The sequence below is a fragment of the Sporomusa sp. 246TCP1 genome, from assembly GCF_057319775.1.
Map to the genome: position 1 here is coordinate 3,268,128 of NZ_CM170492.1, position 15,005 is coordinate 3,283,132.

Consider the following 15,005-nt stretch of genomic DNA (forward strand, 5'->3'; position numbering starts at 1 on the left):
TTCCGTTGCGTTCATGACTAAGTATAATATACCATGGTAGCATTATAGAAAAATAGTAATGCTGGTTATGGCTGTTCGACTTCGACAGTAAAGTTCACTAATTTTCCCCAAGAATTTTCTCCTACTGAAAATTTGTAGGTGATAGTTCCTTTCCATGTAGAACGAATAAGTTCAGAAGTAGGAACCGATATTGTAACAATATCACCATTTTGATACACATCAGCCGTCTTAACCGTTCCTGAAGCAGCACCATGTCCACTGTAAACTTTAAAGCTATTTTCAGGTGTAGGGAGATTTGTTTTAAGTTTAACAGTGAAAAATGGAATTATAACTTTATGCTTATCTGGAGTTATAGGAGCACTATAATAAGGAGCATTGGGACTGCCTGTAGGCGGTAAGGTGATAGCTGTTGCAGCTGAGTTAAGTTTATCCGATTGTATAGGAGTATTAAACCCAACAACGTTAAAAGAATTATATGCCGCTGAAGCAGTAGGCGCTAAAGTAAATGCAAAAACAAATCCAAGCATTAGGGGCAACACCATTAATTTTGACAATTTAAAATTCATTAATTTAACACCTCTTCTTTGATATTTTAAACTGAATTTTTTAAGAATTACACTAAAACTATGGTGAACTACTATTCATATTTTTTTCACCCCCTTTAACAAGTAGTGTATTCTCACAAACTCAAAGCCAATGAATTTACTGACCTCATCACGAGGTCCTTTTATTTTACCTCCCCTTGTCCCCCTCTTTTGCAATCATAAGCATTCTCATTTTATGTCGTTGCACACTTTCCCTTTTCATTTTCTTGTCACTCCTATTCCTGATAAAACAATATTCAGATTATCAAAACGACCGCAATCGCACTCGGACTATATCGACCTGCAAATTTAGTTATGCTGTAAAAAACAAAATAATGTCGGTACAACTACCAAACATAATGAGTATTTCTACCATAAAGTTACTTTTGAAATTATTAATATATTATTAATTCTATGGAAAACCATAAATTCCCTTTATAAATCATACAATTATGTATAAAAAATCCATTTTATTAACCTTTCCATCTGAATAAATAACAAAATATAGGCTTACTACCCTTCGATGTCCGAAGATAGCAAACCTACATATTACTAATCCAGAAAGGCCGCCCACTGTAATCTTATTTCACAGTGGGTGGCCTTTTGTCCTTAATTAAACCTACCTAAAACTACATCTTACTTATCCCTGAATCTTTACAGAATTATAATTGTATACCTCTTTGGCCTTCCAGCTTTGCCAAACATCTCCCGGCGGGCTTATGGTAAATATCACATTGTAGGTACATCCGGGTTCAATCCAGACTTCTTTGGGCGTAGTATCTTTTTCAGTTAAGGTTATAACATTGCCATCAATCAGCGTAAAAGTTAAGTTAGGCTGGAACCAGTTTATTCTGTTAACAACTTTATCGGCTCGATTGTTAGTAAAATATCCTTCAATATAGAGCAAACCATTTTCAACATTTATATTTGTCGTTTTCCAATCCAGATTATTTGCATAAGCCGTGCTCCCCATCACACCTACAAGCAGCAAACATAAGACAACGGTAATCATCCATTTTTTATTCATTGCTCTCCACCCTTCTTTTAATAACCAGCAAATACTTGCACCCCATACAGAGAACCATTTTCTCCAGGATACAGACCTAAGCCGACATGGGTGTAACTGGTATTAAGAATATTGGCACGGTGTCCCGGGCTATTCATCCAAGCCTCTTCCAATTTCTCAACAGAATAATTGTAGCCAATATTTTCACCAGCTGACCGGTATGTAATTCCATTCGCCTTGAGACGGTCAAAAGGCGACTGTCCCTGTAGATTAGTATGATTAAAATAATGCTGCACAACCATATCGGCAGCGTGCTCCCGTGCCACCTTCGTCAAATTTGGATCAGCGATCAGCCGCGGCAACCCTTGTTGTTCCCTGTCATTATTTAGCAATTCAATACCTAGTAATTCATCTGCGCTAATGCCTGTGATTTGACTGTTGCTATCAGGAATTTCTTTTTGCGCTGCAGCTTGGTTCGGCTCTCCCCAGATTAAGTGAGCGCCGTTAACACACATAGCGAACTTCGAAAAATTGACCGTATGGCGATTGGAACCCGCAGGACAGGACTCGCCATCATAATAGCGAAATTTATTATTAATTACCGTGCGGCGAACAGCATCTTCCTCACCATCGCCTGTCCATACTGTACTATATAGATATGCATACGCAGGACTTGTTGAACCGGAAAAATTATACTCTTTTGTCGTATTGGCCGGCACATTATACCAGCCTCTGCATAGCCATTTGTTTGTACTATCCTCATGATATAGAATGGAAAAAGACTTGGCTTTGTCATAGTTATTGGTGACTGTAAGTTTGAATGCCTCCGCCTGCGGCAAAGCAGTAATAGAGACTGCCGCAAGGATAAATAGGCTCATTACCAGTTTATTTATCACCCATGTATACTTTTTCATGACCTATCAACCCACCCCAAAATTCCGTAATACGTTCTTCTGCCACTTTCCCAACCGTACGGTTCAATTATGATGTTGTTTCCTGATTTTAGCCAATTCCGCACCATTACCCGAATAAGCATAATTATATATATTCTTTTCGTTTGGATTATCCCCGGTCTGGCCTTGATACATGTTGATCAAGTTACATGTTGCTTGCTTATAAATATTGGCTTTTGCTGATAAACTTGCACTTGCGGCGCCTGTACCAAAGCTTCTGTGCTTAGGCTCCGCATTCGTATCAGACCAGTTGAGCCAGGCCACAGAACTGGCAGCTGCGGCAACCTGCTCATAAGCCGCTGTATAAGTGTCAATACGGGCTTTATCCTCATCAAACTGATATTGCTGCTTAATGACCGCAGCGGCATTGTTCATTTCCGCTTGCCAGGCCTGCATATACTTTTCCGCTACATAATTCAGCTCTGGTGTAGCCGTCGCCTGATTAAAATCCTTGTCAAATGCCTGGTCAATGGGATTATCTGATTTATCCATTGCCATACCCGTGTTAGCAACGCTCACTACCAATAAGAAAAATATCCCCATTAAAACAACTATTTGTTTTCTTGTCATTTTCTACACTCCTTCAGACTGAATTAATCGGCAATATGAAATTGGTTTAAGAAGCTTTGTAAATTATTCCTGGCTTCTTGATAGCTTTTCTCTTTTTCGGCGACCTCTGTCTGACTGACCTTGCCGGAGGCACTTTGCTCAAGTGCCAATTCATATTCTAGCTTGCGGATCTCATACGCCTGCTTGCACAGGGTTCCCTCTATAGACTTAACCCTGTTATAGAAAGCCAGGTTTTGCACCTCCCAGCCTAAATTCCCTACTTGTTGTTTTTCCTCGGGCGATACCCAGTCTGCGGTAAGCTTGGTTAACTCACGAAAGCTTTTAAGCCAATCATTAATAGATTGTACCCCTGTTAAGGCGTTAGCAAGGCTAAACCGGTCATTATCCAAATTATCTACCGTCTGCACGTTGGAACCATATACATAAGGAATATTTACTGCCAGGCATAAAACCGTGAAAATAATAAATACTTTGATTTTCTTCATTAAACTACCCCTCTCCCTCTGCACCATCGCCTGATCTCATTTTGTGATAATCTCTATAATCTCGCTAATCGCGATTGCTATTCCGCCAGGCCAATATATCGATTTCCCATCGGTCTTCACCGCTTGAAACACCTGCTCATCTCTAAGCTCAGAAAACCGAGCGGTATGCAGTTTTTGTTTCATATCAAGCATCACCAAGTGGTTGTTATCAAAGCGAACTGCAACCAGATAATCCTTATCAATAGTTACTTCGGTGATTTTCCCCATAAATTCACCTCACTTTAAAGAAGAAGCAATCTACTTTAATAATAAAATGAATTTGCCACGAGCGATACTATCCGAAAGTATACTCTTTTCCATCATTCAGCCTTGTATTCAATTATTATCCTGGCCAGAGCCGTTCGACTGTTGATACCCAACTTGGCATAAATGTTCTGCAGCGCTTTTTTTACCGTTACTTCAGCTATGTGCAATTTTGTTCCGATAGCCCGATTTGTCATTCCTGCTGTAATAAGCTCCGCAATAATCCATTCCCTCTCGGTAAGCGGCAACTTGCTGCCACCGCTGCTTAGTTCTGTCGATATCGTTTTCCTGTTTATTTCAAATGGTGAGAATATCCCGCGTATCCTGCTGATTAATTCCGGGTAATGCCCAGCTGCTTCCACCTCGGCAAGCATAGCTGCCAGGTACTCCCCATTTTCCACAAAAGGCATTACGACCTGATCAGGAGCCGCAATAGCCAACGCTTTTTCGAGGGATAACCGCGCCTTTTCCTGATGCCCCAATTTAAACTTAGCAACTGCTTCATAGATATACGTGTACACCAATCCCAACAGATTGGGAAAAACGCTTGCATGACCGACAAATGTTTCGGCTAAGCCAATTAGCTTCAAATATTGACCACTGTTCAGCAGTGCCTTGCCCCAGACAATATTGAAAAAGGCGTAACTGGGGAATAAGATTGATTGACCCTGTAAATCACCGTTTGCTATCCATGCCGGGACTTTTTTCGCCATATTGAGATAGGAGAAAACAAAGCCCTCACACATATCCCAGGTGTGAAGATATTCGTATAGTCCTCTGTGTTTAATTTCCTCCCGTGTTTGCCGCAGGTTATTCATCACAGAGCCTAATTCTCCCTTGACTACCGCCAGTCGCAATTGGAGAAATAGTGCACACAGCTCAATAGCTGTTTGTTGCTGTGACCGGGCACTGTACAGAGCCTTATGAAGCGTAATTTCCGCATTTTCAAAATCACCGATGTAATAATATCGCTCAGCCTGCATTATAGATTCAGCACCCGAACCATGTCCGGCTGTTAACCGGGAGTAATGAGGTAGGGCCTCATTCATCTCCTGCACTGCCTGTTCGAGCTGTCCGCTTTCACGATAAAACATGTACAAGATTGACGGTGAACCAAAGGTCCATGAACCATTTTTATCAATGAACTCTGATGGTCCCTTTAGCAGACAGCTGGCCCGCTGGATATGTTCATACATCCCGGTAATATGATTATATTTGGTAAAGATGCACAGCAGTTCAAATTCTCCTGACAACTGATTTTTCTCAGATTCCATTTCTCCTGGCAAAGCTTCAATATATCTGCCAATTTCTTCGCACTGTTCGGCAAACAACTCCATTTCATTAAACGAAAACAGATTGATAGCATAAATCAGACAAGCTTGCAAATGCTCTCTTTTTATCTTCACCGGGCAATCGCTGAAATACTGGATAAGTTTTTCTTTATGTTCACTCCATATGCTGTTGCCTTTATCTATTTCAATAGCCGCTAACAGCTTGTCGAAATCAGCAGTTTTATAGAAATAATCCAAGGCATGAATACAGTCACCGGCATTTACATACCATTTCCCCGCCCTATTCCAGACCGCCTTTTTCTGTTCTAAACTCAGCCTGTTAAACAGTTTCCGCAAGTAACTTGTGAAAATATTATGCATATAATAGGTTCCAGCGGCTTGGTCATACCGGATGAAAGCGTTGTTTGCCGCTAATCGTCGCAGCAACACCTCGACATCTTTCTGGCACCACAAGTATTCAGCCTGTTCTAACGTAAAGTTATCAAAAATGCAGATAGTTTGCAAAAATTCACGGGCTTCTGCTGAAATGCGCCGATAGACAACCTTTTCTATCAACTCATACAGGCTGACTTGATGCTCAATTCGTCCATCCTGCAGATAACCTAGTAAACAAAGATATACCGCGCTGATCCAGCCTTCGGTATAAGAAACTAAAAAATCCACTTCCTCTGTATTGAGAATAACTCCACGCAGCCTGCAATACTCGACGATATCTTCCCTCGAAAGCACAAAATAGCTCTTGTCAATAACCCAGCAGTACCCTTTGAGGGCAAGCTCTTCTGTATTTTCACCAAAAACACTGCGAGATACGATTACGATATGTAGATTTGGAATCTCGGCCCTGACCAGCAGTTCAAAAAATCGGTCGACATCAGTAGATGACAGCAAATGGTAATCATCCACAACAAGCGTCGTTCTTGCAGGAAAGTGTATCCCCTCCACAATACCAACAGCCTCTTCCAAAAAAACGCTGTTGCTTGGGGCTCCCACTCCTGCAAGACTCGCTGCTGCATCAGGATTAAGCCTTCTAAAAAGGCGGCAAAACCCATTCCAAAAAACAGTTATTGAATCATCCAACAACGTTTGCCACAATACCTCGGCCTGATTTTTCTTTATATGCTCCTTTACCGTGGTCGTTTTGCCATAGCCCATTGGCGCTTCCACCACAGTCAGCGGATATTCCCATATTTTATTTAGAGCCTCATTGATCGACTTACGCATGTAGATGGTCCTGGCGTCAATTTTATTATACATACGTAATAACCTGAGGAGTTATGCTCAAATATTGCGGCCCGGTTTCAGTCATAACAAAGCTATTTTCTATACCAATAGCCCCTTCAGGAAAAACAAATTTGGGTTCAAGTGCAAAAGTCATGCCTGGTACTATTGGTGTCTTCATCCCTTTCGCCAATATCGGCCATTCATCTAATTCCAGACCGATACCATGACCAACAAACTTCACCTGGTCCGGCTTATAGCCCATAAAATTGTCCTGATACCCCAGTTCTGCTGCCAATTTGACTGCCAGCAGATAAGGCTCCTCAGCCAAAGTACCAGGTTTACAGCATTTTACTATTTCTGACTCAATAAGTAAGGCAGCTTCATAGGCTTTGACCAGTTTTGGGGAAAGTTCACCAATACAGAATATCCGGGTTTGATCACCAGTATAACCCTTAACTATGGAACTATAGTCAATATAAATAACCTCATTGCGGTTTATTTTTTTCCAACCGGCTCCTTGCGGCTGCGCAGCACTGGCACCCTGTCCACCCACCGGCCCATCGAAATAGTTGGGATAAAAACCACTGCCGCCAGTACATACATTACCAAAGAAAAAATCCTGATTGAAGGCTCTCATCTTGCAAGGACCCGCATAGCCGCGTTTTCGCATTTCAGCCTCAAATAAGGCCGCTAATTCCAGCTCTGACATTCCCGCTTGCAAAAAAGAAGGTACAGCTAAAAATGCCTGATCAATAACCGCTAAGGCACCGCGCATTAGCTCGATTTCAACCACTGATTTTACCGCACGGATGGCTTTGATGGCAGGTGAAATATCAATAAGTTCGGTAGTAGGAAAAATATTTTGATATGACTGATATAAGTTGAATGGTAATACATCTAATTCCAGTCCTATTTTGCTAAAACTGTTATACCCATATGCCGCCAGAATTTCCGGGATTTGCTTCGGGGTCTTGATGGCGACAATATTTTTTAACGGTGACTCCTGCCGTCCACGTGCTAGACTTTTTTTCACCATAAGAACCGGCTGGCCACTGGCCGGGATATACAAATAGGAATTTTGCACTGTACCAGTAAAGTAGAATAGATCACTTTGCAGTAAAATAATAGCTCCATCGGTGGCTTGTTCTATTAGTTTCTGCTGGAGGTTACAAATTCTAGACTCAATTTCTGTTGGCATTATTTCCATGATTAACATCCTTTCCTTTGCATTCTATGTGCAACGCCATTAACACTTTGCAGGTAATAACTCTTTGAGTAAACATAGTACCCCATGCTTACTATTCTGTCCTGCCCGTTCCTTAACACCGGCATAGTAATTAATTCTCCTCCTGCTATCCATCTCCTCCCTCCGGGAAGGATTTACTACTACCCGGAGGGTCATAAATTAAACACCGCTTACCCCTTACGGTAAACGGTGTCTAGCCTGATAACTCTTATTCAAAAGAACTGCCCTTTGGCCAAGTTAAAAAACAATCCCCTTGGCATATCTATTTTGGCAAAATCAATTGTCATCTTAGTCTGGATGAGTTTATCATGCTCATCATACTCCTTGACCAGTACCTTTACGGCCTTTTCCGGTTGTACACGCTTGCCTTCCACATCCATATAGCTGACTTCTTTTCGAACACTAGTAAAGGATTGGTTTACGTTATCCATAACTAACCCTCCTCGTCAGACTGTATTAATTTGAAGCTGACTTAGCGTCTAAGACTCCGCTAATAATTATTGAGGCGTATTTATTCCCATCGTTTACTACAACTCAAGCGGCTTTTAGTACAAGAAACAACAAGCCTACAAACTGATCCGTATTGGCAATCACATACCATTTAACCGATTATAGCTTCACACTCCTTTTATGTCGTTATATTCTCTAAATATTCGGTAATATTATATATTCTATTATAGCGCCTCAAAAAAAAAGAAAAAATCCCCCAAATGGGGGATTTGCACAACTAATCCTTATTTTTCCATTATTATTTTACCTATCCGAAAGTTCTTCATACTATGCGACAGTAATTCTGTTCTGGACCTTGCACTCGTTTTAGCAAACAATTTTTTCAGGTGAGTTTTTACAGTCTCCGAACTAATAAACAGACGTTCACCAATTTCTTTATTCGACAACCCCTGGGCAAGGAGGAGGAGGATTTCCGCCTCGCGCGCAGTAAACGGAACCATTGTCTGCCCACTAACTGCAGCTTGTTGATCTTTATCAACAAGCTTAGCATTCTCCTCATCTCTAAGCTTTGCAAAAATAAATTGCATATGTTCACCTAGCATTTTGAGTAACTTCATCTCAGTATCATCGAAATCATGTTGTTTTTGTGTACGCTGAATAGTGATGTCAGCCAATACATTTCCACAATGCATTAATTGAACACCTGCCAGGTAATACATTGTATTGATGTGATAGGAACAATCAAATAATTGCAAAAGCGGCTCAGCGGAAAAAAAAACACCATTTTCATAAGGGACAACTCTACGGATAAGGGACATAGCTTCTGTAATAAAACTCTCCAGACTGCTGCATTGGTGAAAACATAATACAACTTGGTTAAAGTCATGAAGTTTTCGCTGTGATATATACATTACGTATTCATCTCCCAGCTGCTTACCACCATTGAATGATTCCCTTAAATTCCATCGCCATTAAGCCCGCATAAGTCCTCAGCATCAGTTAATTTGTCAAGATCAAAGGGTGTTCCCTGGTAAACATAGTAATTAAGCCAGTTGGCAAATAGTAAATTGGCCGCACTCCGCCAGCGCACCACCGGCTGCTGCAGCGGATCATTGTTAGGATAATAATTACAGGGAACATTAATTGGCAATCCCTGAGCAATATCGCGGTCATATTCTGCTTTAAGCGTTAAGGGATCATATTCAGAGTGACCGGTGATAAATAAGTGTCGATATTTTTTATCTATAACAGCATAAATACCTGATTCTTCTGATTCTGAGAGTATCGATAGTTGCGGTACTTTCTCAATATCTTCCCGTCTCACTTCAGTATGCCGGGAATGCGGAACATAAAACACGTCATCAAAACCTCGAAACAGCATTTTTTCCTTAATATTTACCGTATGAGGAAACACGCCAAACATCTTTTGCGGCAAATCATATTTGGGAATACCATAGTGGTGATATAAGGCTGCTTGTGCTCCCCAACAGATATGGAACGTCGAATACACATTTCTCCTGCTCCAATCCATAATTTCGCACAACTCATTCCAATAGACAACTTCTTCAAAGGGAATTTGTTCTACTGGTGCTCCGGTAATAATCATACCATCATATTTACGGTTTTTCACTTCGGCGAAAGTCTCATAAAATTTAACCAAATGCTCATGTGACGTATGTTTAGGTTCATATGTGGCTGTATACAGGAAATCAAATTCTACCTGCAGCGGAGAATTACCAAGCAACCGAAGCAATTGCGTCTCTGTGACTATTTTTGTAGGCATCAAATTTAACAATAATATTCGAAGCGGACGTATATCTTGCGAATAGGCGCGTTTTTCATCCATTGCAAAAATATTTTCTTTTTCAAGAATGTTTACCGCAGGTAAATTATTAGGAATTTTTATTGGCATAATCTTCCGCTCCTTTGCGTTAATTTTTCAGCTATTATATTAACTAATATTATACTGTTTTGGTTTAATTTGCAATAAACAACATTATATGCACCACTCCATTTATACTACCACAAAATTCGTATAAGATATATAAAAAACCTATTTCCCTGCCAATCAGGCAGAAAAACAGGTTTCTATTAAATAACAAAGCTAGTTGTTATTCCCACTTGCTATTATTCCCAAAACAAGCCCGGCAATCGTCGCTAAAGCCTTATCATGTCTTTCTCTTTCCCGCTCCTGGCGTTCGTGCCATTCCCGCTCGCTTTCATGGTCACGACGCCGCATTTCACGCTCATGCCGTTCATTTTCTTTTTGGATTCTGCGCTCCCGTTCCTGCTGCTGCCTATCATCACCTTGTTCCTGCTGCGGCGGCTCAGGCTGTCTGTGCGCAGCTTCAATTACGGAAACCCCTAACCCAAATTGCAGCAAACCTACCATGGAGTAAATAATTACTTTCTTAGCCATTTTGTTCATTATGTGTTACGCTCCTCTACCTTTATCTGCATTGTCTATAGTTCTATCATACATAGCCTTTTTTTGAATTTAATTTGAAAACTATGGATACCAAGAAAAAAAGTTCCAACAATTTTCAATTAAAGATATTTGTAGTTACAGCTTTTTTCCTGGCTTTTCGCCAGTTAGTAAGCTTCTCGGTTACCCGTTCCACCACGACAAACAGTACAGGAATTAAGAATATGCCCAGGGTAGTCGCGGCAAGCATACCACCTACAACTGCTGTTCCCATTGAGTTTCTCGCACCGGCACCGGCGCCGGTGGCTATAGCCAGCGGAATGCAGCCGATAATAAAGGCGAGTGAGGTCATAAGGATGGGACGCAGCCGAATTTTAGCGGCTTCAATGGCGGCCTGCACCGGGTTCATGCCCTGGTCAACCCTGACTTTGGCAAACTCCACAATTAATATGGCGTTTTTGGCAGCCAGGCCGATAAGCATGACTAAGCCGATTTGCATATATACACTATTTTCAAGATTGGTCAAGTACTGGAACAGAAAGGCTCCAAAGACGCCGGTGGGCACCGAAAGCAGGACAGCAAACGGAACACTCCAGCTTTCATACAGGGCAGCCAAGCACAAGAATACGAACACAATTGCCATCCCGAACACAATAGCTGTCCGCGAGCCTGCCAGTTTTTCCTCACGGCTTTGTCCTGACCACTCATAAGTATAACCGTTAGGCAAGGTTTGTTTGGCCACTTCTTCAAGTGCCGTCATGGCCTGCCCGGAACTGTAACCGGAAGCCTGCGAACCGCTGATTTGAACGGCTTTAACCCCGTTAAACCGGGTAATAATGGTTGGTGCGTTGATCTTCTTGGGCTTAAGCAGCGTATTCAGCGGCACCATCGCATCATTGGAGCTTTTTACATATAGATACCGGGTCGCATCGGCATCACCGCGAAAAGTATTTTCGGCCTGCACTGTAACCTTGTAGGAGCGGCCAAACTTATTAAAATCATTCACCTGACTGCCACCCAGGAAAACCTGCAGGGCAGTAAACACATCATCAACATCTACGCCCAACTGCTGGGCTTTTTCCCGGTCTACCTCAAATTCATAACTGGGAGTATCAGCCTTAAAAGCAGACATAACCGACGCAATTTCCGGCCGTTCTTTGGCTGCCGCCGCAAATTTTTGCGCCACATTATCTAAATCAGTCAGTGAGCCGCCGCTCCGGTCCTGCAGCATCAGCGTAAAGCCGCCAACCGTTCCCAGTCCCGGCAAACTTGGCGGTGTAAAGGCAATTACCGTCCCTTCTGGGTATTGTGCGCCTTTCATAAAGGTCTGTCCAACCAGAGCATTTAGCTGCACTTCCGGTTTCTGGCGCTTATCCCAGGATTCCAGGGAGGTAAACATGGCACCGGCATTGGACTTGGTGCCGCCGCCCATGATATCCATACCTGCCAGCGACATACTATTGAGCACTCCCGGCATTTCACGAACCTGGGCGGCAAATTGGTTGACCACTTCTTCGGTTCGGTTCAAGCTGGATGCTTCCGGCAGCGTGATCGAGGTTATGAAATACCCCTGGTCCTCGCTGGGTACAAAGGAAGAAGGCACCAGTTTATAGAGTCCGCCTGTCAGGATAAGCAACACTGCCAACAAAACCAGACACAGCCGGGCTTTAGGAATAATGCGGCCCAAACTGCCGCCATAGCGTTCAATGTTGTTTTCAAACCAATTGTTGAATTTGGTGAAAAATTTGGCTAACACACCCTGATGTTCCTCCGAGTTATGCGGTTTAAGCAGCATAACACACAAAGCCGGGGTAAGCGACAAAGCCACAATGGCCGACAGCGCCATAGACACTACGATGGTTAAAGCAAACTGCTTGTACAAAATACCGGTAGTGCCACTTAAGAAGGCAACCGGCAAAAATACCGAAGCCAGCACAAACGCAATGGCAACCACTGGTCCCGACACCTCGCTCATGGCCTTTTTCGTAGCTTCACGCGGCGACAAGCCGGAATAACGCATATGATGCTCGACCGCCTCAATAACGACAATGGCATCATCGACAACCAGGCCGATGGCCAGCACCAACGCAAACAGGGTTAGAGTATTAATAGTAAAACCCAGCATGCTAAAGGCGCCAAAAGTACCGAGCAGTGATACCGGAATAGCTAGTACAGGAATCAGGGTGGCCCGCCAGCTCTGCAGGAATACAAATACCACCAACACAACCAGCAGCAGCGCCTCAACAAAGGTTTTTACCACTTCTTTCATGGATTCGCGCACAAATTCGGTATTATCAACAACAACTTTATATTCCATGTCACCCGGAAAATTCTTTGACGCTTTTTCCAGTACGGTTTTTACATTGCTGATGGTTTCGAGCGCATTGGCATCACTTGTCAGTTTAATGGCAAAACCGGCTGCCACATGACCATTCAGCAAAGATTGAAAATTATACTCCTTACTGCCTAGTTCCACCCGGGCAATGTCCTTGATGCGCACAAAGGAACCGTCTGACTTAGAACGCACAATAATGTTTTCAAACTCTTTCTGATCGGTAAGACGGCCTTTTACCTTAGCCGTATACTGAAACTGCTGCTGCGAAGCCGCCGGCATATTGCCGAAAGACCCGGCCGCAGCCTGGACATTTTGTGATTCAATTGCCGCAGTCACTTCACTGACGGCAATCCCAAGCTGGGCCATTTTTTCCGGCTGCAGCCAAATCCGCATACTGTAATCTGAACCAAAAGCCGATACCTCGCCAACACCGCTAACTCGTTTAATATCATCCACCATGTAAATACTGCCATAGTTTTTCAGGAAATTGGCATCAAACTGGTCGCTGGGCGACCACAGTGTAAAAATCAGCGACATATCCTGTGAGGATTTTCGAGTTGTAACCCCGTAGGTTTGCACTGTTCCCGGTAAAGAAGCATTAGCCTGGGACACCCGGTTTTGGGTTTGTACAGATGCCGTGTCGGAATTTTTTTCGGTTTCAAACTGCACATTCAATGAATACGAACCTGAATCCGTACTGGTCGAAGACATATACACCATGTTTTCAACGCCGTTTACCTGTTCTTCAATAATCTGGGCAACTGTTTGGTCGACAACATCGGCATTGGCCCCCTGATAGGTTGTGCTTACCGAAATGGTCGGCGGGGAAATTTGCGGGTACTGCGCTACCGGCAGGGTAAACGCAGCCGTTATCCCCAATAAGGTGATAACAATGGAAAGAACAATGGCAAATACAGGGCGATTAATAAAGAAATTAGCCATATGAACGCCCTCCTACTGCTTAGCCGGAGTCTGCACATCCGGTTGTATCATAGTTACCTGCAAATCAGTTCCCTGTTTTACCTTGTCAATACCTTCGACCACAATCCGGTCAGTGGCAGTCAGGCCTTCTTCCACCAGCCACATATCGCCGATTTTATTGCCAAGCTTGACCTGTCTGCTTTCGGCTTTGTTATCATCAGTTACCACAATAACAAAGGTATTATCAAGCACTTGCTTAACGGCTTTTTGCGGAATGAGGAGCGCGCCCTTGCGCACATCTTCCTGCACAACTACCCGGGCAAACATCCCTGGTAGCAGAAAATTTTGCGGATTGTCAAAGCTGGCTTTTAGCGTAATCGTGCCTGTCGTATCGCTAACCCCTCTGTCGAGTTGCTCTACCTGACCTATAAATGGATATTCCTTGCCGTCACTTAGCATCAGTTGCAGGTGGTCTTTAAAATTGGCAGGTAGTGAGCCATTACCACTGCGAATATATTGCAGATACTCAGTTTCGCTCATACTAAACTGCACCCAAACCGGATTTATTGAAGACACGGTAGCCATTGTTGTCGAACCGGCTACCACATAATAACCAAGACTTACATCATTTACGTCAATGCGCCCATCCACCGGCGAAACAATTAATGTATCCTGCTCGTCCTCAATGGCCTGTTGCAAAGTGGCCTGATTAACCTCAATCGTAGCCGCTTCTTCTTCGGCCTGAGATATATAAGCATCTAAAGTTTGCTGGGAAACCCCTTTTAAAGCGGCCAATTTTTGATAACGTTCTACGTCTTTTTGTGTATTGTTAAGAGTTGCCTGTGATTTAACCAGCGTAGCTCTTGCCGAATTAATTGCTGACCGGTATTGCTTATTATCTATGCGAAACAACGGCTGGCCTTTATAAACAGTATCGCCGCCATTTACCATCTTCTCCACAATATTACCAGATACTTTTGACATGATTTTTATTTCACTTTTTGCTTTTACCTGCCCTACAAATTCCCGGCTGATTGGCGTATCACGCGTTACTACTTGCATAGCCTTTACCGCTACAGTCTGAGCGGCATTAGTCGGTTGTGTTTTGGACAACATTCCGCTGCGTACAACAACAATGCCAAACAAAACAACTACAACAAATAATCCAACATACAGTTGCTTAGAACCCTTGATACTCATGTTATTCCTCCATT

The 15,005-nt window shown here is 42.8% G+C and carries 14 protein-coding genes; all 14 read right to left on the reverse strand.

The genetic code is table 11. The annotated features are described in order from the left end of the window. Positions 1-65: 65 nt before the first annotated feature. Positions 66-566 (reverse strand): hypothetical protein, encoded by a 501-nt coding sequence (locus tag AC1ECB_RS15520; protein ID WP_485664617.1) that lies wholly within the window; start codon positions 564-566, stop codon positions 66-68. A 658-nt stretch (positions 567-1,224) separates the two neighbouring features. Further along, positions 1,225-1,611 (reverse strand): hypothetical protein, encoded by a 387-nt coding sequence (locus AC1ECB_RS15525; RefSeq protein WP_485664618.1) that lies wholly within the window; start codon positions 1,609-1,611, stop codon positions 1,225-1,227. 17 nt (positions 1,612-1,628) lie between these two features. Next, positions 1,629-2,504 carry a CAP domain-containing protein gene (locus tag AC1ECB_RS15530; protein WP_485664619.1) on the reverse strand — a complete coding sequence of 292 codons (876 nt, stop codon included), beginning with the start codon at positions 2,502-2,504 and terminating at the stop codon, positions 1,629-1,631. Positions 2,505-2,567: 63 nt separating this feature from the next. Next, positions 2,568-3,113 carry a hypothetical protein gene (locus AC1ECB_RS15535; RefSeq protein ID WP_485664620.1) on the reverse strand — a complete coding sequence of 182 codons (546 nt, stop codon included), beginning with the start codon at positions 3,111-3,113 and terminating at the stop codon, positions 2,568-2,570. Between the two features lie 23 nt (positions 3,114-3,136). Continuing rightward, complete coding sequence (locus tag AC1ECB_RS15540; RefSeq protein WP_485664621.1) at positions 3,137-3,598, reverse strand: hypothetical protein; 462 nt, start codon at positions 3,596-3,598, stop codon at positions 3,137-3,139. Between the two features lie 36 nt (positions 3,599-3,634). Beyond that, positions 3,635-3,865 carry a DUF2442 domain-containing protein gene (locus AC1ECB_RS15545; protein WP_485664622.1) on the reverse strand — a complete coding sequence of 77 codons (231 nt, stop codon included), beginning with the start codon at positions 3,863-3,865 and terminating at the stop codon, positions 3,635-3,637. A 92-nt stretch (positions 3,866-3,957) separates the two neighbouring features. Next, positions 3,958-6,447, reverse strand: a complete 2,490-nt coding sequence (locus AC1ECB_RS15550) for a winged helix-turn-helix domain-containing protein (protein WP_485664623.1) — start codon at positions 6,445-6,447, stop codon at positions 3,958-3,960. Next, positions 6,440-7,621 (reverse strand): M24 family metallopeptidase, encoded by a 1,182-nt coding sequence (locus AC1ECB_RS15555; protein ID WP_485664624.1) that lies wholly within the window; start codon positions 7,619-7,621, stop codon positions 6,440-6,442. The genes AC1ECB_RS15550 and AC1ECB_RS15555 overlap by 8 nt, the downstream gene beginning before the upstream one ends. A 251-nt stretch (positions 7,622-7,872) precedes the next feature. After that, positions 7,873-8,091: a hypothetical protein gene (locus AC1ECB_RS15560; RefSeq protein ID WP_485664625.1), complete on the reverse strand. Its 219-nt coding sequence runs from the start codon at positions 8,089-8,091 to the stop codon at positions 7,873-7,875. A gap of 303 nt (positions 8,092-8,394) precedes the next feature. Continuing rightward, a complete protein-coding gene (locus tag AC1ECB_RS15565) occupies positions 8,395-9,021 on the reverse strand; it encodes a helix-turn-helix transcriptional regulator (RefSeq protein ID WP_485664626.1) in 627 nt (208 codons plus the stop codon). 44 nt (positions 9,022-9,065) lie between these two features. Next, entirely contained in the window at positions 9,066-10,022 is a 957-nt protein-coding gene (gene metA / locus AC1ECB_RS15570) for a homoserine O-acetyltransferase MetA (protein ID WP_485664627.1), read from the reverse strand. A 192-nt stretch (positions 10,023-10,214) separates the two neighbouring features. After that, entirely contained in the window at positions 10,215-10,538 is a 324-nt protein-coding gene (locus tag AC1ECB_RS15575) for a hypothetical protein (protein WP_485664628.1), read from the reverse strand. A gap of 115 nt (positions 10,539-10,653) precedes the next feature. Continuing rightward, positions 10,654-13,812 (reverse strand): efflux RND transporter permease subunit, encoded by a 3,159-nt coding sequence (locus AC1ECB_RS15580; protein WP_485664629.1) that lies wholly within the window; start codon positions 13,810-13,812, stop codon positions 10,654-10,656. 12 nt (positions 13,813-13,824) lie between these two features. Next, a complete protein-coding gene (locus tag AC1ECB_RS15585; RefSeq protein ID WP_485664630.1) occupies positions 13,825-14,991 on the reverse strand; it encodes an efflux RND transporter periplasmic adaptor subunit in 1,167 nt (388 codons plus the stop codon). Positions 14,992-15,005: the final 14 nt, after the last annotated feature.